The sequence below is a fragment of the Pseudomonas sp. P1_A1 genome (genome assembly GCF_056406935.1).
Genome location: NZ_JBFTZE010000004.1, coordinates 344,071 through 370,000, shown reverse-complemented (window position 1 = coordinate 370,000; position 25,930 = coordinate 344,071). Strand labels below are relative to the sequence as shown.

At 59.4% G+C, this 25,930-nt stretch carries 23 protein-coding genes; 9 read left to right on the top strand and 14 right to left on the bottom strand.

The annotated features are described in order from the left end of the window. Positions 1-161: 161 nt before the first annotated feature. Both AC1D2Q_RS08665 and plsB read right to left on the bottom strand, forming a co-directional pair. Positions 162-851, bottom strand: coding sequence for a DUF4197 domain-containing protein (locus AC1D2Q_RS08665; RefSeq protein WP_477812926.1), 690 nt, complete (start codon positions 849-851; stop codon positions 162-164). 43 nt (positions 852-894) lie between these two features. Further along, entirely contained in the window at positions 895-3,399 is a 2,505-nt protein-coding gene (gene plsB, locus AC1D2Q_RS08660; protein WP_477812925.1) for a glycerol-3-phosphate 1-O-acyltransferase PlsB, read from the bottom strand. A gap of 235 nt (positions 3,400-3,634) precedes the next feature. Here plsB and AC1D2Q_RS08655 point away from each other — a divergent pair, with 235 nt between their 5' ends. Further along, entirely contained in the window at positions 3,635-3,844 is a 210-nt protein-coding gene (locus AC1D2Q_RS08655) for a cold shock domain-containing protein (protein ID WP_007940478.1), read from the top strand. Between the two features lie 94 nt (positions 3,845-3,938). Here the strand turns inward: AC1D2Q_RS08655 and AC1D2Q_RS08650 are convergent, their stop codons facing one another. From AC1D2Q_RS08650 to AC1D2Q_RS08635, 4 genes are all read right to left on the bottom strand, one after another. Next, entirely contained in the window at positions 3,939-4,316 is a 378-nt protein-coding gene (locus tag AC1D2Q_RS08650) for a hypothetical protein (protein ID WP_477812924.1), read from the bottom strand. Between the two features lie 98 nt (positions 4,317-4,414). Beyond that, positions 4,415-5,224: a putative RNA methyltransferase gene (locus AC1D2Q_RS08645; RefSeq protein WP_018927030.1), complete on the bottom strand. Its 810-nt coding sequence runs from the start codon at positions 5,222-5,224 to the stop codon at positions 4,415-4,417. Next, positions 5,224-6,375, bottom strand: coding sequence for a succinyl-diaminopimelate desuccinylase (gene dapE, locus AC1D2Q_RS08640; RefSeq protein ID WP_477812923.1), 1,152 nt, complete (start codon positions 6,373-6,375; stop codon positions 5,224-5,226). The genes AC1D2Q_RS08645 and dapE overlap by 1 nt, the downstream gene beginning before the upstream one ends. 142 nt (positions 6,376-6,517) lie before the next feature. Continuing rightward, positions 6,518-9,106, bottom strand: a complete 2,589-nt coding sequence (locus AC1D2Q_RS08635) for a glycosyltransferase (protein WP_477812922.1) — start codon at positions 9,104-9,106, stop codon at positions 6,518-6,520. Positions 9,107-9,393: 287 nt separating this feature from the next. On the opposite strand from AC1D2Q_RS08635, the gene tcdA reads away from it, so the two are divergent. Continuing rightward, entirely contained in the window at positions 9,394-10,230 is an 837-nt protein-coding gene (gene tcdA, locus AC1D2Q_RS08630) for a tRNA cyclic N6-threonylcarbamoyladenosine(37) synthase TcdA (RefSeq protein WP_477812921.1), read from the top strand. An 82-nt stretch (positions 10,231-10,312) separates the two neighbouring features. Here the strand turns inward: tcdA and AC1D2Q_RS08625 are convergent, their stop codons facing one another. The 8 genes from AC1D2Q_RS08625 to map form a co-directional block, all read right to left on the bottom strand. Beyond that, positions 10,313-10,720, bottom strand: a complete 408-nt coding sequence (locus AC1D2Q_RS08625; protein ID WP_477812920.1) for a SufE family protein — start codon at positions 10,718-10,720, stop codon at positions 10,313-10,315. Beyond that, positions 10,717-11,922: an aminotransferase class V-fold PLP-dependent enzyme gene (locus AC1D2Q_RS08620; RefSeq protein ID WP_477812919.1), complete on the bottom strand. Its 1,206-nt coding sequence runs from the start codon at positions 11,920-11,922 to the stop codon at positions 10,717-10,719. The genes AC1D2Q_RS08625 and AC1D2Q_RS08620 overlap by 4 nt, the downstream gene beginning before the upstream one ends. A 94-nt stretch (positions 11,923-12,016) precedes the next feature. After that, on the bottom strand, positions 12,017-13,051 hold the full coding sequence (dapD, locus tag AC1D2Q_RS08615) for a 2,3,4,5-tetrahydropyridine-2,6-dicarboxylate N-succinyltransferase (RefSeq protein ID WP_477812918.1): 1,035 nt from the start codon (positions 13,049-13,051) through the stop codon (positions 12,017-12,019). Between the two features lie 33 nt (positions 13,052-13,084). Next, the gene (locus tag AC1D2Q_RS08610; protein ID WP_207203057.1) at positions 13,085-13,447 is read right to left on the bottom strand and encodes an ArsC family reductase; all 363 of its coding nucleotides are present in this window, start codon (positions 13,445-13,447) and stop codon (positions 13,085-13,087) included. Positions 13,448-13,688: 241 nt separating this feature from the next. After that, complete coding sequence (locus AC1D2Q_RS08605; RefSeq protein ID WP_477812917.1) at positions 13,689-14,480, bottom strand: M12 family metallopeptidase; 792 nt, start codon at positions 14,478-14,480, stop codon at positions 13,689-13,691. A gap of 105 nt (positions 14,481-14,585) precedes the next feature. Further along, positions 14,586-15,785, bottom strand: coding sequence for a succinyldiaminopimelate transaminase (dapC, locus tag AC1D2Q_RS08600; protein WP_477812916.1), 1,200 nt, complete (start codon positions 15,783-15,785; stop codon positions 14,586-14,588). Between the two features lie 168 nt (positions 15,786-15,953). Further along, positions 15,954-18,656 carry a [protein-PII] uridylyltransferase gene (locus tag AC1D2Q_RS08595; RefSeq protein ID WP_477812915.1) on the bottom strand — a complete coding sequence of 901 codons (2,703 nt, stop codon included), beginning with the start codon at positions 18,654-18,656 and terminating at the stop codon, positions 15,954-15,956. Between the two features lie 45 nt (positions 18,657-18,701). Continuing rightward, positions 18,702-19,484, bottom strand: a complete 783-nt coding sequence (gene map / locus AC1D2Q_RS08590; protein WP_018927020.1) for a type I methionyl aminopeptidase — start codon at positions 19,482-19,484, stop codon at positions 18,702-18,704. A 372-nt stretch (positions 19,485-19,856) separates the two neighbouring features. Between map and rpsB the strand changes: the two genes are divergently transcribed. The 7 genes from rpsB (at position 19,857) to ispC (ending at position 25,919) form a co-directional block, all read left to right on the top strand. Then, positions 19,857-20,594 carry a 30S ribosomal protein S2 gene (rpsB, locus tag AC1D2Q_RS08585; RefSeq protein WP_018927019.1) on the top strand — a complete coding sequence of 246 codons (738 nt, stop codon included), beginning with the start codon at positions 19,857-19,859 and terminating at the stop codon, positions 20,592-20,594. Between the two features lie 190 nt (positions 20,595-20,784). Then, entirely contained in the window at positions 20,785-21,648 is an 864-nt protein-coding gene (gene tsf, locus AC1D2Q_RS08580) for a translation elongation factor Ts (RefSeq protein ID WP_477812914.1), read from the top strand. 210 nt (positions 21,649-21,858) lie between these two features. Then, positions 21,859-22,602 carry a UMP kinase gene (gene pyrH, locus AC1D2Q_RS08575; RefSeq protein WP_003198235.1) on the top strand — a complete coding sequence of 248 codons (744 nt, stop codon included), beginning with the start codon at positions 21,859-21,861 and terminating at the stop codon, positions 22,600-22,602. Further along, positions 22,599-23,156, top strand: coding sequence for a ribosome recycling factor (gene frr, locus AC1D2Q_RS08570; protein ID WP_007940501.1), 558 nt, complete (start codon positions 22,599-22,601; stop codon positions 23,154-23,156). Before pyrH ends, frr begins: the two co-directional genes overlap by 4 nt. A gap of 14 nt (positions 23,157-23,170) precedes the next feature. After that, positions 23,171-23,926, top strand: a complete 756-nt coding sequence (gene uppS / locus AC1D2Q_RS08565; protein WP_007940503.1) for a polyprenyl diphosphate synthase — start codon at positions 23,171-23,173, stop codon at positions 23,924-23,926. Continuing rightward, entirely contained in the window at positions 23,926-24,732 is an 807-nt protein-coding gene (locus AC1D2Q_RS08560) for a phosphatidate cytidylyltransferase (RefSeq protein WP_477812913.1), read from the top strand. The genes uppS and AC1D2Q_RS08560 overlap by 1 nt, the downstream gene beginning before the upstream one ends. Further along, positions 24,729-25,919: a 1-deoxy-D-xylulose-5-phosphate reductoisomerase gene (ispC, locus tag AC1D2Q_RS08555; protein WP_477812912.1), complete on the top strand. Its 1,191-nt coding sequence runs from the start codon at positions 24,729-24,731 to the stop codon at positions 25,917-25,919. The genes AC1D2Q_RS08560 and ispC overlap by 4 nt, the downstream gene beginning before the upstream one ends. Positions 25,920-25,930: the final 11 nt, after the last annotated feature.

The following is a 25,930-nucleotide window of genomic DNA, read 5'->3' as shown; positions in this document are numbered from 1 at the left end:
CGGCGTTCACGACGAACGGCGAGCATAACTGAAGATGAGACAAATTGTGACGGTGCCGGCGGTCTGGCTCTTTGTGTGCGAGCCTGCCCGCGATGCACGCAACGCGGTCGTTCAGATAGACCGCGTTGACCCCTTCGCAAACAAGCCCGCTGCCAGCGGGTTTAGAGTGTGCCGAAAACTTTCTTCGCCAAACTGGTCGCCGCTGCCGCAGGGTTCTTGCGAATGGTTTCTTCCTGTTTGCCAATCATCTCGAACAACCCGTTCAACGCCTGCTCGGTGACGTAGCTTTCGATGTTGGCATTTTTCGCATCCAGCACACCCAGCGTCGCGGCTTGCCCGGCGAACGCGTTGTATTGCTGAGCCAAACCCACCTGATCGGTGGCTTGCTTGACGATCGGCAAGAACTTGGTGCGGATCTGTTCGCGGCTGGTTTTGCTCAGGTACTGAGTGGCTGAATCCTGGCCGCCGCTGAGAATCCCCTTGGCATCTTCCACGGTCATCTTCTTCACCGCATCCACCAGAATCGGCTGAGCCTGAGTTACCGCCGCTTCAGCTGCCTTGTTCATGCTGGTTTCCAGTTGATCGACCTGATCGCCCATGCCGAACTGTTTCATTTTCTTGGCGACCTTGCCCAGTTTTCCCGGCAGTTCGATTTTCACGTCCGGGTTGTTGCTGAAGCCGCCGGGTGTGCCCAGCTGTTTAACGGCCAGCTGCGCGCCTTGGCTCAGGGCGTCCTTGAGCCCGCCGGTGGCGTCTTGTTGCGACAGGTCACTGAGTGACAGTGCCAGGGCGTTGGCGCACATCATCAAACCTGCGCACAGGCCGGCGAAGCGAAGGGTAGGGCGGAGCATGGTGGCTTCCTTGTTCGTAAATAAGGTTGGGAAGGATTGAAATTTAGTCGGTTTGCGCCGCCGTCGCGACTTGGTCCGCCGCATCTTCACTGCGTTGCAGTGCCACCTGACGGATCGACAAGCGAATCTCCGCTGGCAACACCCGTTTGGCCGCGCCTTCGGCCAGTTCACCCAGCAGTTCGTGGTAGCTCAGCTTGCCGGCCTCGTCCCGCTTGAGTACATCGAGATCCAGCATCGTCTGGATGAAGTGCCGGAACAGGCTCTTGTCGAAGAACTCCGGGGCGTTCAGGCCGTGGAGGATCGACAGGCGCTGGGCCATGACGGTGCACAGGTCTTCCAGTTCTTCGGCGCTGATGCTGTTCTGGCCGCTGTTGAGCAGCAGGGAAACGGTCATGTAGAAGCGCTGCAAGGTCTGGGCGATGCTTTTCGACAACAGCGTCAGCAATACGAAATGCCGCGAACTCGGCGCCGGGCGCAGGTACACGTCCTTCTCGAAACGCAGCAGGCCTTGCTCGACGAAGGCTTCGAGCCACTGATCGATCACGCCATCGAGTTCGTCCAGCGTCCAGCGAATGAACAGTTCCGATTGCAAGTACGGGTACAGCGCACGGGTGTAGCGCAGGATCTGCTCGCGGCTCATGCGCGACGCACTCTGGAAGAAACTCGCCAGCAGCGACGGCAACGCGAAAATGTGCAGCACGTTGTTGCGGTAGTAGGTCATCAGGACGGCGTTCTGTTCGTCCAGGTACAGAATCTTGCCCAGCGCATCATTCTGCTCAGACAGCAGGTTCATGTCCTTCACATGCTCGATCAGCGCGCGGCCGTCACCGTCCGGCAAGGTGGTGTGCGGCGAGTAGGGAACCTTGCGCAACAGCGCCAGATACAAATCCAGCACTCGCGCCATGGCGCGATCGTCCAGCGCCAGGCGGCTGGTGGACAGCAGCGCCAGGGCTACCAGATTCACCGGGTTGATCGCCGCCGCTTCGTTCAAGTGCTGCGCGACTTTCTCGCCGAGGCGGTTGGTGGTTTCGTTGAGCCAGGCCGGTTTGAATTGCGGGCCGTGTGCCTGTTGGCGCCAGTCTGGCTGTTCGCTGTCGAGGAACTCCGCCAGTTTGATCGGCTCACCGAAGTTGACCGCGACCTGACCGAAGCGCTGTTTGAGCGCGCCGATGACTTTGAAGATGTCGAAGATCGATTCTTTCTTCTTGCTCGCGCCACGCAATTCGCCGAGGTAGGTACGGCCTTCCAGCACGCGCTCGTAACCGATATACACCGGCACGAACACGATCGGCATGCGCGACGAACGCAGGAAGCTACGCAACGTGATCGCGAGCATCCCGGTTTTCGGTTGCAGCATGCGCCCGGTGCGCGAACGGCCGCCTTCGACGAAGTACTCGACCGGGAAGCCTTTGGTGAACAGGGTGTGCAGGTATTCGTTGAACACCGAGGTATAGAGCGGGTTGCCCTTGAAGGTGCGGCGCATGAAGAACGCACCGCCACGCCGCAGCAGGCTGCCGATCACCGGCATGTTGAGGTTGATCCCGGCGGCGATGTGCGGCGGGGTCAGGCCATTGCGGAACAGCAAATAGGACAGCAGCAGATAGTCGATGTGGCTGCGGTGGCACGGCACATAGATCACTTCGTGACCCTGGGCGACCTTCTGCACGCCTTCGATGTGGTTGACCTTGATCCCGTCGTAGATCTTGTTCCAGAACCAGCTCAGCACCACTTCCAGAAAGCGGATGGCGGTGTAGGTGTAGTCCGAGGCGATCTCGTTGCCATAGCGCAAGGCCTGGGCCTTGGCTTTTTCCGCGGAAATGTTCTCGCGCTCGGCTTCGTCGAGGATCGCTTGCTTGACCAGCGGCTGGTTGAGCAGGCCTTTGACCAGGTTGCGCCGGTGGGAAATGTCCGGGCCGATCACCGCGGCTTTCAGATTGCGGAAGTGCACCCGCAGAATCCGCTGGGCCATGCGCACGGTGCGTTCGTGGCCCTTGTTGTGTTCGATCAGTTCACGCAGATGAATCGGCGCCGAGAACTGCACCCGGGTCTTGCGCCCCAGCACGATGATGCTCAGCAACCGGCGCAACCGCCCGGTGACTGCCCAGCTGTCGGCGAACAGCAGCTTCCATGGGCTCGACTCGCTGTCTGGCGACTGGCCCCAGAACACGCTGACCGGGATGATCTGCGCGTCTTCGGCGGCGTTCTGGCTCAGGGCGCTGACCAGACGGGTCAGGGTTGGCGGCGCACCGCGTTTGTCCTGACGGCCGAGCCAGTCGGGGTCCGGTGTCAGGTAAAAGAACGCTGCGGGCTCCAACAGCGCACCCACCGATACCGGCAACACCGGGCGGGGCAGGCCGGCCTTGCTGCATTCGGTATCGACCACGGCAAGGTCGGTCAGTGAAGGATTTTGCAGGACGTAGAACACCGGCCGGCTGCGGTCGAGGTTGAGGGTGAACGACGACTGGTTGATCGTCTCTGAGCGAACCCAGAGGTACAGCAGTCGGCGCAGGGTGCCAAACACAAGACGGCGGAACGGGGAACGGGTCATACGGCTTCTGCGTGAGTGAATAAAACCGAGCAGTTGCTCGGGCGGGCGATAGTGTGCCGTATTCGCTGAAAATCGGCAAAAAAGCAGCGAAGTAAACTCCTGTTGAGAGTTTTTGCGCCTGTCATATACTCGGCGAGCCCGCACTGGCCAGACAGTGGCACCTTTCAGTGCAAGCGATGTTCCCGAGGCTTTCCTGCGAAAAGCCCGATCAATAATAAAAGAGGAGTATGAACAGATGGCAACACGCGAAACCGGCAACGTGAAGTGGTTCAACGACGCCAAGGGTTATGGCTTCATTCAGCGCCAGGACGGGGTGGACGTGTTCGTGCACTACCGCGCGATTCGCGGCGAAGGGCATCGCTCGCTGACTGAAGGTCAGCAGGTTGAGTATGCGGTGGTGGAAGGGCAGAAGGGGTTGCAGGCTGAGGATGTTGTAGGTCTGTAAACCTTAAGATCAAAAGATCGCAGCCTTCGGCAGCTCCTACAGGGGTACACAAAACTCTGTAGGAGAGCTGCCGAAGGCTGCGATCTTTTTCGTTTTACGCGGTTTTCCAGGTGATCTCTTCTTCGCCATCGACGCTGATGCGAATCCAGCGATCTGCCGTTTCCTCACCTTCTTCCTCGACCCAGCTACCCGGCGCGCAACGCACTTCGACGTTCAGTGCGGCAAATGCGGTGCGGGCGCAAGCGATGTCGTCTTCCCATGGGGTCTGGTCGCTTTCCAGGTACAGGCTGTTCCATTTTCCGACGGCTTTGGGCAGCCAGGTCACTGGCACGCTACCAGCCTTGCACTTGTAGGTCTGGCCTTTCTGAACCCAGTCAGTGCACGGGCCTAGAGCCGCGCCGAGCCAGGCCGCGATGGCTTTGTGATCGACGTCGGCGTCTTTCAGGTAAATCTCGATGTCCGGTTGGCGCATGGATGTCCTCACTGCGGGTCTGAAAAATCCATTCGCGGATTTAGCCGGCCTTGAGCCTTTACTCAAGACCAAAAATTAAAGTTGTTCTCTAACTACTACTACTGCAGAACGAAATAATCGTAGCGCATCGAAACGGTGACCTCGAACGGTTCCACTTGTTCAATGACTGCTGTCCGGCGTTCGGCACTGGCGCGCCAGCCGTGAGGTGTCATCGCCAAGAGGTTCGCGCGATCCTGACCATTGACCAGCGTCAGTTTGAACTCCAGGGTTTCGCTGTGTTGCAACGCCATGCCTTCCGGCACCAACGCCAGGTGCTTGTCGTCGGTGTACTCGCGCACTTCGTCGTACAGCCGCTCGCGCAATTCCATCAGATGGCCGCTGGTCGGCCCGACTTTCATCAAGCCGCCACCGGGGCTGAGCAGACGCTTGGCTTCTTCCCAGTCCAGCGGGCTGAACACGCTGGCCAGAAACTGGCAACTGCCCGAGGCCAATGGCACCCGGGCCATACTGGCGATCAACCAGGTCAGCGCGGGGTTGCGTTTGCAGGCGCGTTTGACCGCTTCCCGGGAAATGTCCAGGGCGTAGCCATCGGCGTTGGGCAAGGCTTCGGCGATTTGCGCGGTGTAATAACCCTCGCCACAGCCTATGTCCAGCCAGCGCTGGGGTGCATAACCGGCCGCCAGTTCCGCCAGACGCTTGGCCACCGGCGCGTAATGGCCGGCGTTCAGAAAGTCGCGACGGGCTTCGACCATCGCCTGGTTATCCCCAGGGTCACGGCTGTTCTTGTGTTGCACCGGCAGCAGGTTCAGGTAGCCCTGGCGCGCACGGTCGAAACGGTGCCCGGCGGGGCAGGCCACGCCGTTGTCCACCGCGTTCAGCGGTTCGCTGCAGATCGGGCAGGCGAGCATCAGGCGAGCAACTTGATCAGGGTTTGGTAGTAGATTTCGGTCAGCACGTCGAGGTCGGCCGCCAGTACACGCTCGTTGACCTGGTGGATCGTCGCGTTGACCGGGCCCAGTTCGACCACTTGGGTGCCCATGGTCGCGATGAAGCGCCCATCGGAAGTGCCGCCGCTGGTGGAGGCCTTGGTGTCACGACCGGTGATGTCCTTGATGCTCGCCGACACCGCGTCGAGCAGCGCGCCCGGCTCGGTGAGGAACGGCAGGCCGGACAGCGCCCAGTCGATGTGCCAGTCCAGAGCATGTTTGTCGAGAATGTCGGCGACGCGCTTTTGCAGGCCTTCGACGGTGGACTCGGTGGAGAAGCGGAAGTTGAACACCGCCACCAGATCACCCGGAATCACGTTGGTCGCGCCGGTGCCGGAATTGACGTTTGAGATCTGGAAACTGGTCGGCGGGAAGAAATCGTTGCCGTGGTCCCAGTGCTCGGCGGCCAGTTCGGCGAGCGCCGGGGCGGCGAGGTGGATCGGGTTCTTCGCCAGGTGCGGATACGCCACGTGGCCCTGCACACCGCGCACGGTCAATTTGGCGCCGAGGGAGCCGCGACGGCCGTTCTTGACCACGTCACCCACCAAGGTCGTGCTCGACGGCTCGCCGACGATGCACCAGTCCAGACGTTCCTTGCGGGCGGCAAGGCGCTCGACCACAGCCTTGGTGCCGTGATGGGCCGGGCCTTCTTCGTCACTGGTAATCAGGAACGCGACCTTGCCCTTGTGATCCGGATAGTCGGCGACGAAACGCTCGGCTGCCACGGTCATGGACGCAAGGCTGCCTTTCATGTCTGCCGCACCACGACCGCAGAGCATGCCGTGTTCGTCGATCACCGCATTGAACGGATCGATCTGCCAGGCCGCCACCGGACCGGTCGGCACCACGTCGGTGTGACCGGCGAAGCACAGCACCGGACCGTCATGTTTGCCGTGGGTCGCCCAAAAGTTATCCACATCTTCGATGCGCATCGGTTCCAGCATAAAACCGGCATCGCCCAGGCGCTGCATCATCTGCTTCTGGCAATCGGCGTCGACCGGCGTCACGGATGGACGGCGGATCAGGTCGATGGCGAGTTGAAGTGTCGGCGAAAGGTCGGCGTGGGCCGTCATGTAAGAACTCCGAGGTGCGCACGGTAAACATGTAGGAGCTGCCGAAGCAGCTCCTACCGAGTTTGTTGGCATTGAAAAAGGCGATCATTCTAAAGCAAAACGGCGGCCCGAAGGCCGCCGTTTGACGTTATCTAATAACGGATTACGCCGGTACCGGCGCAGCTTCCACCGAAGGTTTGGGCAGCGACGACAGGAACGCCATGATCAGCGCTGCCAGGTACGGCAGCGACTGCACCAGCAACATGGTCACCCAGAAGCGCATGTCGTTGCTGGGTATACCCTGCACCAGGAAGATCCCCAGTGCCGCGCCCCACAGCAGCAGCATGATGAACAGCTCTTCGCGAGCCTCCGAAATCGCCACCCAGAAGCCGTGGTTATCGGCATTCTTCGGTGTGCGGAAGAACGGAATGCTGCTGGTGAAGAAACCGTACAGCACCGCTTTGGCAATGGTGTGCGACAACGCCAGCCCGGCCAGCGCGGCGCAGAAGGCGTCTTTCAGGTTGACCCCGACCGCGCGGCGGTACAGGAAGATGATCTTGCCCACCTTGAACACGAACAGCGCCAATGGCGGGATCGCGAAAATCAGCAGCGGTGGATCGACCCGTTGCGGCACGATGATCATCGCCGCCGACCACAACAGCGCGCCGACGGTGAAGAAGATGTTCATGCCGTCCGCCACCCACGGCAGCCAGCCCGCGAGGAAGTGGTAGCGCTGGCCACGGGTCAACTCGGTGTCCTTGCCGCGCAGCAGGCTGGCGGTGTGACGCTTGATGATCTGAATCGCGCCATAGGCCCAGCGGAAACGCTGTTTCTTGAAGTCGATAAAGGTATCGGGCATCAGGCCTTTGCCGTAGCTGGTGTGGTAGTACGCCGCCGACAGACCTTTTTCGAACACACGCAGGCCCAGTTCGGCGTCTTCACAGATACACCAGTCGGCCCAGCCCAGTTCCTCGAGCACTGAGCGTCGGGTCATGGTCATGGTGCCGTGCTGGATGATCGCGTCACGGTCGTTGCGGGTGACCATGCCGATATGGAAGAAGCCTTTGTATTCGGCGTAGCAGAGCTTCTTGAAGGTGCTTTCGTTCTGGTCGCGGTAATCCTGCGGCGATTGCACCACGGCGATTTTCGGGTCGGCGAAGTGGGGCACCATGTGCTTGAGCCAGTTCGGGTCGACGCAGTAGTCCGAGTCGATCACCGCAATCACTTCGGCATCTTTGGCGGTATGCGGAATCAGATAGTTCAGCGCCCCACCCTTGAAGCCGGCCAGTGGCGCGACGTGGAAGAACTTGAAGCGCGGGCCGAGGGTTTCGCAATAATCACGCACCGGCTCCCAGACCGCCGGGTCCTTGGTGTTGTTGTCGATGATCAGGACTTCGAAGTCCGGATAGTCGAGATTGGCCAAGGCGTTGAGGGTCTGTTTGACCATCTCCGGCGGCTCGTTGTAGCAAGGAACGTGAATTGACACCTTCGGCCGGTAGTCCGATTCGCCCACGACCGGCAGGAATTCACGCCGGCGTTTGTGGGTCCAGACCGCTTCGGCCAGTTCATGGGCTTCCGTCAGCAGAACGATGAACACCCCGAGTGCACCGAGGGCGAGCAGGAAACCCACCGTCAGGCTGAACCAGGTGCTGTATTGCTGGCTGTAGTCGTAACCGATCCACACCAGCACCGAACCGCACAGGAACGCGATAAAGGTCAGGAAGGTACGGCCACGTTGGCGCAGGGCCGAGCCGTCGATCATCAGCAAGGTCAGGGACAGCAGGGCCAACACGGCCGAGCCGATCGCCAGCACACGCCATTGCGGGATCGCGACCACCGGGCCTTCGAAGTTGAATTTCTGCTGGCGCGCGGCGTTGAACACGCCCCAGTACGCACCCACCGAGCCTTCGTCAGTGGCCTTCCACGGCTGGTCAAACGCTTCGATCACGAAGTAGTTGAAGCCTTGGCGGTTGAGCTTGTTGACCAAGGTGCGCAGGTAGATCGCCTGATCCGCCGGCGACGCATCGGCGCCACCGCGCATGCGGCCGTTGCTCGGCCAGCCGACTTCGGAGAGCAGCAGCGGTTTTTTCGGGAACATCTTTTTCAGGTCACGGGCGCGGTCGAGAACGAACTGACCGGCCTTGTCCACCGGGATGAACTCCCAGTAGGGCAGAACGTGAGCCGCGATCAGGTCGACGTGCTTGGCCAGGCTCGGGTTTTCTTCCCAGACGTGCCACTGTTCGGAGGTGGTGACCGGAACCTTAACGGCCGCGCGCACGCGATCCAGGATCACGCTCAGCTCGGCAGCAGTGATTTCCTTGCGGAAGATCGCCTCGTTACCGACCACGACGCGAACCACGCTGCGGGAGGTGTTGGCCAGTTCGATGGCGCGCAGGATCTCGCGCTCGTTGCGTTCCTGGTCCGGGCTGATCCAGATCCCCAGGGTCACCCGCAGGCCGAATTCTTCCGCCAGTTTGGGAATGTCCTCCAGCGTGCCGTCGACCGAGTAGGTCCGGATGTTGTCCGTCAGCTTGCTCATGATCTCCAGGTCGCGACGCATTTCATCGTCGGTCGGATACTGGTCTTTCTGCGGGTACTGGCCTTGTTGAAACGGCGAGTACGAGAAGCCAGAGATCTGTTCAGGCCAGTTGGGGGCGGAGACCGGGCGATTGATCAGCGCCCAGAAGCCGGTAAACAAGGCTGCGATGGCGAGCACCACGACCAGGTTGAGTCCAAATTTACGCGATGACATAGCTTTTTCGGGTTCCAAAGGCTGTGGAACGAAGGAACGGTTGGCGGCCGGCTGCCAGGTGGCAGGGGCGCGCATCCTACACTGGAGGTTCTCTGACCGTACAGCGAACAGGGAAACGCCCGACATTGGGCAATCCAGGTCGACTTAAGTTCTTCGACCGGGATGATGTAGCCCAATTCCAATAAATTTGTAGTCAATTGAAGCCGTCAGTCTGCCGTCCATAGCACCAAAGGTGCTCTTGACCGCCGACAGCCCTATAATGCGCGCCGGTTTTTGGGGTAATGGTCATGAGTACAGAAGATCCACGGTTTGCTGGTATCGCCCGCTTGTATGGCATTGAAGGCATGGAGCGCTTGCGCGCGGCCCATGTGGCGATCGTCGGCATCGGTGGTGTCGGTTCCTGGGCGGCGGAAGCGGTTGCCCGGTGTGGCGTGGGCGAGATATCGCTGTTCGACCTGGACGACGTCTGCGTCAGCAACGTCAACCGTCAGCTGCATGCGTTGGACAGCACCGTCGGCAAGCCCAAGGTCGAGGTGATGGCCGAGCGCCTGCGAGGGATCAACCCGGACTGCACGGTGCATGCGGTGGCGGATTTCGTTACCCGCGAAACCATGGCCGAATACATCACGCCGAACATCGATTGCGTGATTGACTGCATCGACAGCGTCAACGCCAAGGCGGCGCTGATTGCCTGGTGCAAGCGGCGCAAGATCCAGATCATCACCACCGGCGGCGCTGGAGGGCAGATCGACCCGACGCTGATCCAGGTCTGCGACCTGAACCGCACGTTCAATGATCCACTGGCGTCGAAAGTGCGCTCTACATTGCGCCGCGACTATGGCTTCTCCCGTACCGTGACCCGTCACTACAGCGTGCCGTGCGTGTTTTCCACCGAGCAACTGCGCTATCCGAAACCCGATGGCAGCATTTGCCTGCAGAAGAGTTTTGTCGGGGACGGCGTGAAGCTCGACTGCGCCGGGGGCTTTGGCGCGGTGATGATGGTGACGGCGACGTTTGGCATGGTCGCGGCGACCAAGGCTGTGGATAAGATATTGTGGCGGGCGTGCGGCGTCCGGCGGATCGGGTCAAGCCGGAGGTTTAAAGGCCGACGAAGACCCTTGTAGGAGCTGCCGAAGGCTGCGATCTTTTGATCTTCGGCGTAGGTGCTCCCGCTAAAGATCAAAAGATCGCAGCCTTCGGCAGCTCCTACACGTCGCTCAGGCTCCGCATCCGCTGGAGCACGGCATTGAGGCCATTGCTGCGCGATGACGAGAGCTGCCGGCTCAGTCCAAGCTGACTGAACCAATCCGCCAAATCCACCTGTTGCAACTCAACTGCGGACAACCCGTTGACCCGCGCCAGCAGCAACGCCACCAACCCGCGAATCAACCGCGCGTCGCTGCTGGCGCTGAATTGCCAGTGCCCGTCCTGCAACGTGCCGACCAGCCAGACCTGGCTTTCACAACCATGCACGCGGTTGGCGTCGACTTTATCCACATCGCTCAACGCTGGCAGACGGTCGCCCCACTGCATCAACAGCCGCGCCCGCTGTTCCCAGCTCGCCGCCTGCTGAAACGTGTCCAGCGCTGTAATGGCATCGACGGGCAAGGTCATCGCAACAACTCCAGGGCCTGATCCAGTGCTTCGAAAAAGCGCTCAAGGTCTTCTGAATTGTTGTACAGCGCCAACGACACCCGAATCGCCCCGGCCAGTTCAAAGCTTTTGAGCAACGGCATGGCGCAATGATGACCGGCGCGCACGGCGATGCCCTGTTCGGTCAGCAAATGCGCCAAATCAGAATTATGCACACCCTCGACGACAAAACTGGCCAGCGCCAGTTGCGGTTTGCCCAGCAGGCGAATGCCGTTGCGCGCTTCCAGGCCTTTGAGTAAATAGTCATGCAGCGCCGCTTCGTGGGCGGACGCGGCGTCCTGATCCAGCCCGGTCAGGTAGTCCAGCGTTGCGCCCAGGCCGATCACACTGGCGATCGGCGGCGTACCGGCCTCGAACCCCAGCGGTGCGGACCGAAAGCGAGCATCGTGGTAGTTGGCGTCCAGCACCATTTCGCCGCCGAACTGCCAGGGGCGCAGCTGTTGCAGCGCTTCGTTGCGCCCGAACAGCACGCCCAGGCCATCGGGGCCGTAGAGTTTGTGGCTGGAAAACACGTAGAAGTCGCAGCCCAGTGCCTGCACGTCGTGCCGACCATGAACCACGCCTTGGGCGCCATCGACCACGGTCAGCGCGTTGTGTGCCTGGGCCATCGCCAACAGCGCGGGCAACGGTTGCCAGGCGCCCAGCACGTTGGACAGCTGACTGACCGCCAGCAAACGGGTGCGCGGACCGATCAACTGCGCGGCGACATCCAGGTCGATCAAACCATCGACATTCAGCGGCAGGATCACCAGTTTCAGGTCGCGACGGTGGGCCAGTTGCTGCCACGGCAACAGGTTGGCGTGATGCTCCAGAGCGCTGATGACAATTTCATCGCCCGGATTGAAAAGGTGTTCCAGGCCATAGGCCAGGAGGTTCAGCGCGGAAGTCGCACCGTGGGTAAAGATAATCTGTCCGCAATCGCCGGCATTGAGCCATTGTGCAACTTTGCGGCGGCTGTCCTCGAAGGCCTGGGTGGCATGGGCGCCGGGCAAGTGTTGCGCCCGATGCACGTTGGCCGCGCCGTTGGCGTAGTAATGCGCCAGGGCATCCAGCAGGGCTTGAGGTTTTTGCGTGGTGGCGGCGTTGTCCAGATAGGTCTGGTCTTGCCGTTGCAGTGCGGCGATGGCCGGAAAATCGGCGCGCCAGGGAGAAGGAATCATCATGTTGTTCGGCCCTGGTGACATGGGCGGGTGTACGCCTGACCTTGTAGGAGCGAGCGATGCGGCGCTCCTACAAGGTGATCGTTTGACGCTCTGCTTAGTTGTGAGCGTGCAGCGCTTCGTTCAGTTCGATAGCCGACTTGTGGGTTTTGCACTCCACGGCACCGGTTTCCGAATTGCGGCGGAACAACAGGTCAGGTTGACCGGCCAGTTCACGGGCTTTAACCACTTTGACCAGTTTGTTGTGCTCGTCCAGCAGCGCAACCTTGGTACCGGCTGTCACGTACAGGCCCGACTCAACGGTGTTGCGATCGCCCAACGGGATACCGATACCGGCGTTGGCGCCGATCAGGCAGCCTTCGCCGACCTTGATCACGATGTTGCCGCCGCCCGACAGAGTGCCCATGGTCGAGCAACCGCCGCCCAGGTCCGAACCCTTGCCGACGAACACGCCAGCCGACACGCGGCCTTCGATCATGCCCGGGCCTTCGGTGCCAGCGTTGAAGTTAACGAAACCTTCGTGCATCACGGTGGTGCCTTCGCCCACGTAGGCGCCCAGACGAATACGTGCCGCGTCAGCGATACGCACGCCGGCCGGTACCACGTAGTCGGTCATTTTCGGGAACTTGTCCACCGAGAACACTTCCAGCAGCTCGCCGCGCAGACGGGCTTCCAGTTGATGCTCAGCTAGTTCGGACAGGTCGATCGCACCCTGGCTGGTCCAGGCCACGTTCGGCAGCAGCGGGAAGATCCCGGCCAGATTCAGGCCATGCGGCTTGACCAGACGGTGGGACAGCAGGTGCAGCTTGAGGTAAGCCTCAGGCGTGGAAGTCAGTTGAGCGTCTTCGGCCAGCAATGTGGCAACCAGCGGCTTGTGGCTCTCGGCCAGACGGGTCAGCAGCGCAGCTTGTGCGGCGTCGACGCTTTTCAGCGCTTCAGCCAGTTGCGACGCCTGGGCGGTGCTGAAGGCGATGGCCTGATTGCCTTCGGTGTAGCCCAGAACCGGCGCAATGGCAGCGACCAGTTCGGCTGACGGGTTGAGCAGCGGCTGCGCGTAAAACACTTCCAGCCATGCGCCTTGACGGTTTTGAGTGCCGACACCAAAGGCCAGGCTGAACAGGGTAGTGGACATGTTGATACCTCTAACAAAATGGAACGGGCTGCCTTACTTGAGTGCGGCCGCGTAGATATCTGGCTTGAAGCCAATCAGGGTTCTGTCACCGAGATCGAGCACCGGGCGCTTGATCATCGAGGGTTGTGCGAGCATCAGTTCGATGGCTTTCGGCTGATCGAGATCGGCTTTGCGTTCGTCGTCGAGCTTGCGAAAGGTCGTGCCTGCGCGGTTCAACACCACTTGCCAGCCGTGCTCGTCGCACCATTGGGTCAGGTGTTCACGGTCGATTCCTACCGTTTTGTAATCATGAAAGTCATAGCTCACAGCGTGTTCATCGAGCCAGGTGCGCGCCTTTTTCATGGTGTCGCAGGCTTTGATGCCGAAAAGGTGCAACGTTTTGCTTGAAACGGTCAAGGAATTGCCCCCTTTGCAGGTGCTGAAAATAAAAGGTGACGGATTATGCCATGACCGGACGGTTTCGCGTCGGCTGTGGTCGGGTTTGTCTTTTTGTCTCGGGTATCCGCCGGTTGACATGGGGGGGCAGCGGTCAGTCTGCGGCTCAAGCGCCTGATAGGGCACTTCAATCTGTCCGCAGGGCATTGCGCGGTGCGGACATTGTTAATGAGGCTCGATAATGGTGAGGGTGTCGACTGGTTTATTTTGGGTAGAGTAATTTCATCAAGCGTTTGTCTTTTTTACTGATCTTGCGGTTGATCGAGACTTCCCAGTCGCCCACCGTCAATGTATTCGCCACCGGGTGGTGCATGATGGATTTTCTGTCGTAGGAGGTATAAATCGCATCCACTGCATTGAATGGCGCGAACAGGTTTCTGTCCACTTCTTCCCGAGTAAGCGGGTTCATCTCGCGGTTCTGGTAAAACTCATACACTTTCGGCTTGTCCCAAGGGATGTTTGCCTGTGGATGCTGGTGCTCATGCATCGCCCCCAGAGCATGCCCGAACTCGTGAATCACAATCACCTCGAAGTCCTCATGTTCGGGTTTGACGCCCAGGTTCATGGTGGGCCAGTCGGGGTGAATCAACAACGCGTCGGTGCCCAGCATTGAGCTGTTGTCGTTGTTCCTGGTGGCGATCCGAATGTCGCCTTGCAAGTCATCGACAAAATCAAAGCTCACGTTGATATACGGCAACCATTGGCTGGCTGCGTCGATGATTTTCTGCTTATGGTCGCCCTCGGGACTGTCCATGAAGGCGATTTTCAAAGTACGACCGTTGGCCCACAGTTTTGAGTAGTTGAACACCGAGCGTTTGCGGCGGGTACCGGTGGTGATACTTGCATTAGCAGGGTTTTCAGTAACTGCTGCCTCATAAGCTGCTTGGTCGTCTGGCCACTGAATCAGCCTGCAGTGTAGAAGATCATTCATCGTTACTTCTTCCTTGAAGTTAATGATAAGGATGTATTTAGGCGCAACGAGATGCGCTGCCACCAGACTAATGTCCGGCCGGCAGGCGTGTGAGGTATAAAGTTATATGAACTGTAACTTGATATGAGAAATGCCCGCGCCAGATTGCCTGGCACGGGCATATACGGGTTACTTATGGCGGGTAATGAACGCGCGAATCCGTTCAGCCGCTTCCACGCACTCCGCCAGCGGTGCAACCAGTGCCATTCGCACGCGACCAGCGCCCGGATTGACGCCGTCCACATCACGGGAAAGGTACGAACCCGGCACCACGGTCACGTGTTCTTCGGCAAACAGATCCCGGCAGAACGCCGCGTCGTCGCCATTTACGTTCGGCCACAGGTAGAAGCCGCCGTCCGGACGCTGCACGTCCATCACCGGGCTGAGGATTTCCAGCACGGCATCGTACTTTTCACGGTACAGCGCGCGGTTGGCCCGTACATGCACTTCGTCATTCCACGCGGCAGCGCTGGCCAGTTGCGTTTGTACCGGCATTGCACAGCCGTGGTAGGTGCGGTACAGCAGGAAGCCCTTGAGGATGTCGGCGTCACCGGCGACAAAACCGGAGCGCAGGCCCGGCAGGTTGGAGCGCTTCGACAAGCTGTGGAACACCACACAACGTTTGAAATCCTTGCGACCCAGTTCGACGCAGGCGCTGAGCAGGCCCGGCGGTGGGGTTTGTTCGTCGAAGTACAACTCGCTGTAGCATTCGTCCGCGGCAATCACGAAGTCGTATTCGTCGGCCAGGGCGATCAGTTTTTTCAGGGTTTCAACCGGGATCAACGCGCCGGTCGGGTTGCCCGGCGAGCACAGGAACAGGATCTGGCAACGCTTCCAGATGTCTGGCGAAACAGCGTCGAAATCCGGGTTGAAGCCGTTTTCGTCAAGGCATGGCAGGTAATGCGGCTTGGCTCCGGCGAGGAACGCCGCGCCTTCGTAGATCTGATAGAACGGGTTCGGGCTGACCACCAAGGCGTCATCGCCTCGATTGACCACGGTCTGGGTGAAGGCGAACAGCGCTTCACGGGTGCCGTTGACCGGCAGCACGTTGCGCGCCGGGTCGAGCCAGCCATTTGGAACGCTGAAACGGCGTTCGCACCATGCGGCGATCGCTTCACGCAGGGCCGGGATGCCGAGGGTGGTCGGGTACACGGCCATCTGATCCAGATTGCTTGCCAGGGCTTCGGCGACAAAGCTTGGCGAGCGATGCTTCGGTTCGCCGATGGACAACGCGATGGCGCGTTTGTCCGGGTTTGGCGTGACGCTGCCGAGCAGGGCGCGGAGCTTTTCGAACGGGTAGGGCTGCAACTGGTTCAGAGCGTTGTTCATGGGGGCCTCGTTCAATGTGGGAGCGGGCCTGTGGCGAGGGGGCTTGCCCCGTTGGGCTGCTAAGCAGCCCCAAATTCTCTGATGCACCAAAGATTTTGTGAGTGCTACGCACTCAAACGGGGGCAGGCCCCCTCGCCACAGGCGCTCCCACAGGGGGAAATTGTTGATTCAGATGCTGATGCGCGAATGTTTGATATCGGGTTCCTGGTTGACGCTCAGCTGTTTGACGATTGCATCCTGCAAACGGCTGCACAGCAACGGGTCGGACAGCGGCTGATTGTTGGCGTCGGTGATGAAGAACACGTCTTCCACGCGCTCGCCCAAGGTGGCGATCTTGGCGTTCTGCAGCGACAGGTCGAACTCGAGGAAGATCGTGCCGATCCGCGCCAGCAACCCAGGACGGTCGGGTGCGCTGAGTTCCAGTACGGTCACCGGACGCTGGGCATCGTTGTGGATCGTCACCTGTGGCGCAAAGGCAAAATGTTTGAGCTGACGCGGCACCCGACGCTGGATAATCGTTGGGTAGTTGTCCGGATTGCGCAGGGCTTCGGTCAGGCCATCACGAATCTGCTTGACCCGCGCCGGATTGTCGCCGATCGAGTCGCCGTCGGTGTCGAGCACGATATAGGTGTCGAGGGTGAACTGGCTGCTGGAGGTGATGACCCGGGCGTCGTGAATGTTCAGGTTGAGCTGGTCCATCGCCGCCACGGTCACGGCGAAGAAGTCGTGCTGGTCCGGCGCATAAATGAAGATCTGCGTACCGCCCTCGAACTCGCGCTGGGTGGTTTCCTTGATCAGCACCAGCGGGCCGCCGTCGGCCGGCTGCTGCAAGATTGCATCAGTGTGCCAGGCCACGTCGCCGGCGGTGTGACGCAAGAAGTAGTCATCGCCCAGTTGTGCCCACAACTGCTCGACGTCGTCTGGGTCGGTGCCACCGCGTACCAGAATGTCCAACGCAGCGCTTTGGGTCTGGCGGATCTGCTCTTCGCGATCCACCGGGTTTTCCAGGCCGCGACGCAAGGCGCGCTTGGTCTCGGTGTAAAGCTGGCGCAACAGGCTCGCGCGCCAGGAGTTCCACAGCGTCGGGTTGGTCGCGTTGATGTCGGCGACGGTCAGCACGTACAGATAATCGAGGCGGGTTTCATCGCCGACAATCTGCGCGAAATCGTGGATCACATGCGGGTCGGACAAATCCTTACGCTGGGCGGTGGTCGACATCACCAGGTGGTTTTGCACCAGCCAGACGATCAGGCGGCTGTCCCAGATCGGCAACTGATGGCGTTGGCAAAAGGCTTCGGCATCCACTGCGCCGATTTCCGAGTGGTCGCCATGCCGGCCCTTGCCGATGTCGTGGTACAGGCCGGCCAGGTAAATCAACTCCGGCTTGGGCAGTTTGGCCATGAGTTTGCTGGCCAGCGGGAATTTTTCCGACACCTGGGTGTACTGCAACTTACGCAGGTGCTTGATCAGGTTCAGGGTGTGCGCATCGACCGTATAGATGTGAAACAGGTCGTGCTGCATCTGCCCGACAATAAAGCCGAACTCCGGCAGATAACGCCCAAGGATCCCGTAACGGTTCATCCGCCGCAGGTTGCGGTGGACGCCGATCTTGCACTTGAACAATTCGATGAACAGGCTGGTATTGCGAATATCGTTGCGAAAGTCGTCGTCGATCAAATGACGGTTCTCGCGCAACAGGCGGATGGTGTCGGCGCGTACGCCTTTGATCTCCGGCTGCTGGGCCATCAGCACGAAGATTTCGAGCATGGCGAACGGCGTGCGACGGAACACATTGTTGTTGCGCGCCTCGATGTAGCCGTCGTGCAGCTGGAATCGCGAGTTGATTGGCTGCGGTGGTGCTTCGTCTTCGGGGGCGAGGATCACTTCTTCGAAGTGCTGGATGATCAAGTCGCTGAGCTGGGCAATACTCATGACTACCCGGTAGTACTGCTGCATGAAGTTTTCGATGGCGTGCTTGGCGTCATTGCCGACGAAACCCAGCAGGCCGGCAATCGTGCGCTGGTGATCGAACAGCAGGCGGTCTTCGGCGCGGCCGGCGAGCATGTGCAGCGCATAACGCACTTTCCACAGAAACTCCTGGGACGAAGCCAGCAGGGCGTTCTCGCTCTCCACCAGGAAACCTTCGCCGGCCAGGGCCCGCAGATTGAGGGTGCCGTACTCACGACGGGCAACCCACAGAATCGTCTGGATATCCCGCAGGCCACCGGGCGAGCCCTTGACGTTGGGTTCCAGGTTGTACTCGGTGTCGTTGTATTTGTGGTGACGGGCTTTCTGCTCGGCGCGCTTGGCCAGGAAGAACTCCTTGCTGGGCCACATGTGCGCGGTGCTGGTCACGTCCAGCATGCGCTGGCGCAGGCGCTCGGGACCGGCAATGGTGCGGCTTTCCATCAGGTTGGTGATCACCGTCAGGTCGGCGCGGGCTTCCTCGGCGCATTCGTCCACCGAGCGAACGCTCTGGCCGACTTCCAGGCCGATGTCCCACAGCAACGTCAGAAAACGCTCGATCGAATCACGGAAAATTTCGTGGTCGGCGCCGTCCAGCAGGATCAGCAGGTCGATGTCGGAGTAGGGGTGCAACTCGCCACGACCGTAGCCGCCGACCGCGACCAGCGCGATGTCGGCTTCGAAGTTCCAGTTGAATTGCTCCCAGGCCTTTTGCAGGATGTTATCGACGAACCAGGCACGATCCTCGATCAACCGGCGAATCTCCCGGCCGCTGCGAAACCGCTCGTCGAGCACTTCGCGGGCCTGACGGATCGCCTTCTTGAAAGCAGCGATAGGGCTTGCCTTCAGGGCCAGTTCAGCCTGGAACTGGCCACGGTCGAAGAGTTCGGGATCCACCTGCGGCATCGATTGGCTTTCCTTTCTATAAGGCTGGGAACGGAGCGGGCGGGATCAGGCCGAAACGCGCGGGATGGTATCGTCGCTGCGCAGGGTGAAGATCTCGTAGCCGGTATCGGTCACCAGCAGGGTGTGTTCCCATTGCGCCGACAACTTGCGGTCCTTGGTGATCGCGGTCCAGCCATCGCCCAGCACCTTGGTGTCGGCCTTGCCCTGGTTGATCATCGGCTCGATGGTGAAGGTCATGCCGGCTTTCAGTTCCATGCCGGTGCCGGCGCGGCCGTAGTGCAGGATCTGCGGTTCTTCGTGGAACACCTTGCCAATGCCGTGGCCGCAGAACTCGCGAACCACCGAGAAACCGTTCTTTTCCGCGTGCTTCTGGATCACTTCACCGATATCGCCCAGGCGGCAGCCGGGTTTGACCAGTTCGATGGCCTTGTACATGCATTCCTGCGTCACCTGGGACAGACGCTCGGCCCAGACTGGCACGGTGCCAACGTGGAACATGCGGCTGGTGTCGCCGTGGTAGCCGTCCTTGATCACTGTGACGTCGATGTTCAGCGTGTCGCCATCCTTCAACGGCTTCTCGTTCGGGATGCCGTGGCAGACCACGTGGTTGATCGAGGTGCAGATCGACTTCGGAAAGCCCTTGTAGTTGAGCGGGGCAGGAATGGCTTTCTGCTCGTTGACGATGTAGTCGTGGCAGATGCGGTCCAGCTCTTCGGTGGTAACGCCCGGCTTGACATAATCGGCAATCATTTCCAGCACATCGGCGGCCAATTTGCCGGCGATCCGCATTTTTGCGATGTCCTCTGGGGTTTTGAGGGTGACGGTCATACAGGCTCTCTCTGCGCTCAATGGCGCCTTCTAAAACGAAATGGGCACTGCGCGAACGATTGTCGCGGCCCTGAAAAACGCGATTCTACCAGACGATCAGGGCAAATCTGAGCTTCTGTGCATCGCTTCTCTCTATAGGATGGCGCATTCTTGGGGGATTCCAAGGGTGGGATCAAAAGCATTCGCCAGGTTTTCAGAATCCGGGTTCCGTTTTTTCCGGCCTTGTGATATAAAATGCGCCGCTTTCCGGGGATGCCCTGGAAGCTTAAATCCACACACGTGTCGACACGATGACCTGGGTGCCTTCAGCTGATGCTGCTGGTTGGTCATTGGGATACGTGGAGGCCAAACCCGACTTATTAAGGAACTATCATGTCCCAAGTCAATATGCGCGATATGCTGAAGGCCGGTGTGCACTTCGGTCACCAAACCCGTTACTGGAATCCGAAAATGGGTAAGTACATTTTCGGCGCGCGTAACAAGATTCACATCATCAACCTTGAAAAAACCCTGCCAATGTTCAACGAAGCTCTGACTTTCGTAGAGCGTCTGGCCCAGGGCAAAAACAAGATTCTGTTCGTCGGCACCAAGCGTTCCGCTGGCAAGATCGTTGCTGAAGAAGCAGCACGTTGCGGTTCGCCGTACGTCGATCACCGCTGGTTGGGCGGCATGCTGACCAACTTCAAAACCATCCGTGCTTCCATCAAGCGTCTGCGTGACCTTGAAGTGCAAGCCGAAGACGGTACTTTCGCCAAGCTGACCAAGAAAGAAGCGCTGATGCGCACTCGCGATCTTGAGAAGCTGGATCGTTCCCTGGGTGGTATCAAGGACATGGGCGGTCTGCCAGACGCTCTGTTCGTTATCGACGTTGATCACGAGCGCATCGCGATCACCGAAGCCAACAAACTGGGCATCCCGGTTATCGGCGTAGTCGATACCAACAGCAGCCCGGAAGGCGTTGACTACATCATCCCAGGCAACGATGACGCAATCCGCGCTATCCAGCTGTACATGGGTTCGATGGCTGACGCAGTTATCCGTGGTCGCAACAATGTTGCTGGCGGCACTGTAGAATTCGTAGCTGAAGAAACTCAGGCTGCAGCTGAGTAATTGACGCCCTGGCGTTGACTCAGTAAGCAAAAAGGGGGCTTGGCCCCCTTTTTGCCACCTCGAAAACCATTTGTCGGCGCCCACTGCTTTATCTGTAACGTGCGGCAGCTAACAAGGGTGGTTCGGGAAGAATTGATCGCCCGTTCGATCGGGTGGAATGGTTGAAAACCTATCCAAGAGGAATTTGAAAATGGCAGAGATTACTGCAGCGTTGGTCAAAGAACTGCGCGAGCGTACCGGCGAAGGCATGATGGACTGCAAAAAGGCCTTGACCAAGGCTGGCGGCGACATCGAAAAAGCCATTGATGACATGCGCGCTTCGGGCGCCATCAAGGCTGCCAAGAAAGCCGGCAACGTTGCCGCTGAAGGCGCAATCGCTCTCAAGGAAGACGGTAAATCCGCCGTCCTGCTGGAAGTGAACTCGCAGACCGACTTCCTGGCTCTGCAGGACGACTTTAAGGCATTCGTTGCTAAAAGCGTTGAACAGGCTTTTGCTGACAAACTGACCGATGCTGCTCCGCTGATCGAAGCGCGTGAAGCTGATCGTCTGGTTCTGGTTGGCAAGGTTGGCGAAAACGTCAACATTCGTCGCCTGGCTCGCGTTGAAGGCGATGTTGTTGGTGGCTACCTGCACGGCAACAAGATTGGTGTTGCGGTTGTTCTCAAGGGCGGCAACGTTGAGTTGGCCAAAGACATCGCTATGCACGTAGCGGCGACCAACCCTGAATTCCTGCTGCCATCGGAAGTTTCCGCTGAAGCGATCGAGCGCGAGAAAGGCGTGTTCCTGACCCTCAACGCTGACAAGATCGCCGGCAAGCCAGAAAACATCGTTGAAAACATGGTCAAAGGCCGTATCAGCAAGTTCCTGGCTGAAGCGAGCCTGGTTGAGCAGGCGTTCGTCAAGAACCCTGAAATCAAGGTCGGCGAGCTGGCCAAGAAAGCCGGTGCTGAAATCGTTTCTTTCACCTACTTCAAAGTAGGCGAAGGCATCGAGAAGCCAGTAGACAACTTCGCAGAAGAAGTTGCTGCTCAGCTGGCTGCCAGCAAGCAATAAGACGGTTTTTTAACTGTCGCCCTGAAGAGGCTGCCCGCTTACGCGCGCAGCCTCTTTTCAGATGGGGTTGCCAATTTTATTTGGTTTCCTTTTGGAACTGGCTTACAAAGCCATGTTCCGATGGCGCTGAAGCAGCGCCAAGCTAGAGTGAACGCCAGCTGTAAACAGCTCGCAAAGAATTTTTAAAATACGCCGCAGGAGAGATTCGCAATGGCTCAGCAGGGCAGTGGTTATCAGGCTCGCTATAAACGCATTCTACTCAAGCTTAGCGGCGAGGCCCTGATGGGCTCGGAAGAGTTCGGGATCGATCCGAAAGTTCTGGATCGCATGGCACTGGAAGTTGGCCAACTGGTTGGCATCGGTGTTCAGGTCGGTCTGGTGATCGGCGGGGGGAACCTGTTCCGCGGTGCAGCGCTCAGCGCGGCCGGCATGGATCGGGTCACTGGCGACCACATGGGCATGCTGGCCACTGTGATGAACGCCCTGGCGATGCGCGATGCGTTGGAACGTGCCAATATCTCGGCCATCGTGATGTCGGCCATTTCCATGGTTGGCGTGACCGATCACTATGATCGCCGCAAAGCCATGCGCCACCTGAACTCCAAGGAAGTCGTGATTTTCGCGGCCGGTACCGGCAACCCGTTCTTCACTACGGACTCGGCTGCCTGCCTGCGTGCAATCGAAATCGATGCCGATGTGGTGCTCAAGGCAACGAAGGTTGATGGCGTCTACACCGCTGACCCGTTCAAAGACCCGCATGCCGAGAAGTTCGATCATCTGACCTACGATGAAGTGCTGGATCGCAAGCTGGGTGTGATGGATCTGACGGCCATTTGCCTGTGCCGCGACCACAAGATGCCGCTGCGCGTGTTTAATATGAACAAACCCGGTGCCCTGTTGAATATCGTACATGGCGGCGCTGAAGGAACCCTGATCGAGGAAGTTCAACAATGATCAACGAAATCAAGAAAGACGCCAAAGAGCGCATGCAGAAATCCGTGGAATCGCTGGCGCACAACTTCGGGCGTATCCGTACCGGCCAGGCGCACCCAAGCATTCTGGAAGGCGTGATGGTTCCGTACTACGGCGCTGACACTCCGATCAAGCAAGTGGCGAACATCACCGTTAAAGACGCCCGTACCCTGCAAGTCGTTGCCTTCGAGCGCAACATGCTGGGCGCGGTCGACAAGGCTATCGGTAGCGCTGGCCTGAATCTCAACCCGACCAACCTGGGTGAGTTGCTGCTGATCTCCATGCCAGCCCTGACTGAAGAAACCCGCCGGGGCTTCACCAAGCAGGCTCGTGATGTCGCTGAGGATGCTCGTGTTGCCGTGCGCAACATCCGTCGCGATGCAAACAGCTCGCTGAAGGACCTGGTCAAGGAAAAGGAAATCAGCGAAGACGAAGAGCGTCGTGCCACCGGCGAGATCGACGATCTGACCAAGAAATTCGTGGCTGAAATCGACGCTAAGTTGGCGGAAAAAGAAAAAGACCTGATGGCCGTATAAGGGTCGAGTTTCAAATGGACAAGACCAAGCAGACTGCGCCGTCCGCGGTGCCGCGCCATGTCGCGATCATCATGGATGGTAATAATCGTTGGGCGAAAAAACGCTTTATGCCGGGTGTTGCCGGGCATAAAGCGGGTGTGGATGCTGTTCGTGCGGTCATCGAGGTGTGTGCGGAGTCCGGGGTTGAGGTATTGACCCTGTTTGCATTCTCCAGTGAGAACTGGCAACGTCCGGCCGATGAGGTCAGTGCCTTGATGGATCTGTTCTTCAGGGCGCTGCGTCGCGAGGCCAAGCGCCTGAACGACAACAACATCAGTTTGCGCATCATCGGCGACCGTTCGCGTTTTCATCCGGAGCTTCAAGCTGCCATGCGTGAAGCCGAGGCGATGACTGCCGGCGCCAATCGTTTTATCCTGCAGATCGCCGCCAACTACGGTGGTCAGTGGGACATCGCGCAAGCTGCGCAACGTCTGGCGCGCGAAGTTCAGGCCGGGCATCTGCGCCCTGAAGACATCACTCCCGAGCTGTTGCAAACCTGTCTGGCGACCGGCGATCTGCCGTTGCCGGACTTGTGCATCCGTACCGGTGGCGAGCATCGCATCAGCAACTTCCTGCTGTGGCAGCTGGCTTACGCCGAGTTGTACTTCTCCGACCTGTTCTGGCCGGACTTCAAACACGACGCCATGCGCAATGCGCTGGCCGATTTCGCTTCTCGCCAGCGTCGCTTCGGTAAAACGAGCGAGCAGGTCGAGTCTGGAGCCCGGGTTTAATGCTTAAACAACGAATCATCACGGCATTGGTTCTGCTGCCGATTGCCCTGTGCGGGTTTTTCCTGCTTGAAGGGTCCGGTTTTGCGCTGTTTATCGGGCTGGTGGTGACGCTGGGGGCATGGGAATGGGCACGCCTGGCAGGTTTTGCTGGCCAGGCGATCCGTGTTGCTTTTGCGGCTGTGGTCGCGCTGATGCTGTTTGTCATGCACATCCTGCCGGGGCTCGCGCCTTGGGTGCTGGGCGCCTCGGTGCTCTGGTGGGGCGTGGCCACCTATCTGGTGCTGACTTATCCACGGTCCAGCGAACACTGGGCCAGCGCTGCCTGCAAACTGGCGATCGGTTTGTTGATTCTGTTGCCGGCCTGGCAAGGTCTGATCCTGATCAAGCAAGAGCCCTTGGGCAACTGGCTGATCATGGCCGTTATGGTGCTGGTCTGGGGCGCCGATATCGGTGCGTACTTTTCCGGCCGAGCCTTCGGCAAGCGCAAGCTGGCACCACAGGTCAGCCCTGGCAAGAGCTGGGAGGGCGTGTACGGCGGCTTGCTGCTGAGCCTGGTGATCACGGCAATCGTCGGTTTTGCGCGGGACTGGAGTTTCGCTCAGATGCTGATGGGCCTGTTCGGTGCCGCGATCATCGTGTTCATTTCGGTGGTGGGCGACCTCACCGAAAGTATGTTCAAGCGCCAGTCGGGGATCAAGGACAGCAGTAATCTGCTGCCGGGCCACGGCGGTGTGCTGGACCGCATCGACAGTCTGACAGCGGCGATTCCGGTGTTCGCTGTGCTGCTGTGGATGGCGGCATCGTGAGCCGCCCACAACAGATTACCGTGCTGGGGGCGACCGGCTCGATTGGTCTGAGCACTCTGGACGTCATCGCCCGTCACCCCGAACGCTATCAGGTATTCGCCTTGAGCGGTTTCACTCGTTTGAGTGAGCTGCTGGCGCTTTGCGTGCGTCATGCGCCACGTTTCGCGGTCGTGCCGGAATCTGGCGCTGCCCGAGGCTTGCAGGACGAATTGCAGGCGGCTGGCCTGTCGACCCGTGTTCTGGTGGGAGAGGAGGGCTTGTGTCAGATCGCCTCGGATCCAGAAGTCGATGCGGTAATGGCGGCGATCGTCGGGGCGGCGGGTTTGCGTCCGACCCTGGCGGCGGTCGAGGCCGGCAAAAAGATTCTTTTGGCCAATAAAGAAGCGCTGGTGATGTCCGGTGCGCTGTTCATGCAGGCCGTGCGTAAAAGTGGTTCGGTACTGCTGCCGATCGACAGCGAACACAACGCGATTTTCCAGTGCATGCCGCAGGATTTCTCCCGTGGTTTGGGCGCGGTCGGTGTACGTCGGATTTTACTGACAGCCTCTGGTGGCCCTTTCCGGCAGACGCCCCTGGCCGAACTGGCGCATGTTACCCCCGAGCAAGCGTGTGCTCACCCGAATTGGTCCATGGGGCGCAAGATTTCGGTGGATTCAGCCAGCATGATGAACAAAGGGCTCGAGCTGATCGAGGCCTGCTGGCTGTTCGACGCTACGCCCTCTCAGGTCGAAGTGGTGATTCACCCGCAAAGCGTGATTCATTCGCTGGTCGACTATGTCGATGGTTCGGTGCTGGCGCAGTTGGGTAATCCGGATATGCGCACACCGATTGCCAATGCCTTGGCCTGGCCGGAGCGGATCGATTCGGGTGTTGCGCCGTTGGACCTGTTCGCCATCGCTCGCCTGGATTTCCAGGCACCCGATGAAGAGCGTTTCCCTTGCCTGCGCCTTGCGCGTCAAGCCGCCGAGGCTGGTAACAGCGCACCGGCCATGCTCAATGCCGCGAATGAAGTGGCTGTGGCGGCCTTTCTCGACGGACGGGTTCGCTATCTGGAAATCGCGAGTATTATCGAGGAAGTGTTGAACCTCGAGCCTGTAGTTGCGGTTGATGATCTCGAGGCAGTGTTTACGGCCGATGCGAAAGCACGGGTACTGGCCGGGCAATGGTTGAGTCGTCACGGCCGATAAGTGCTGCAATA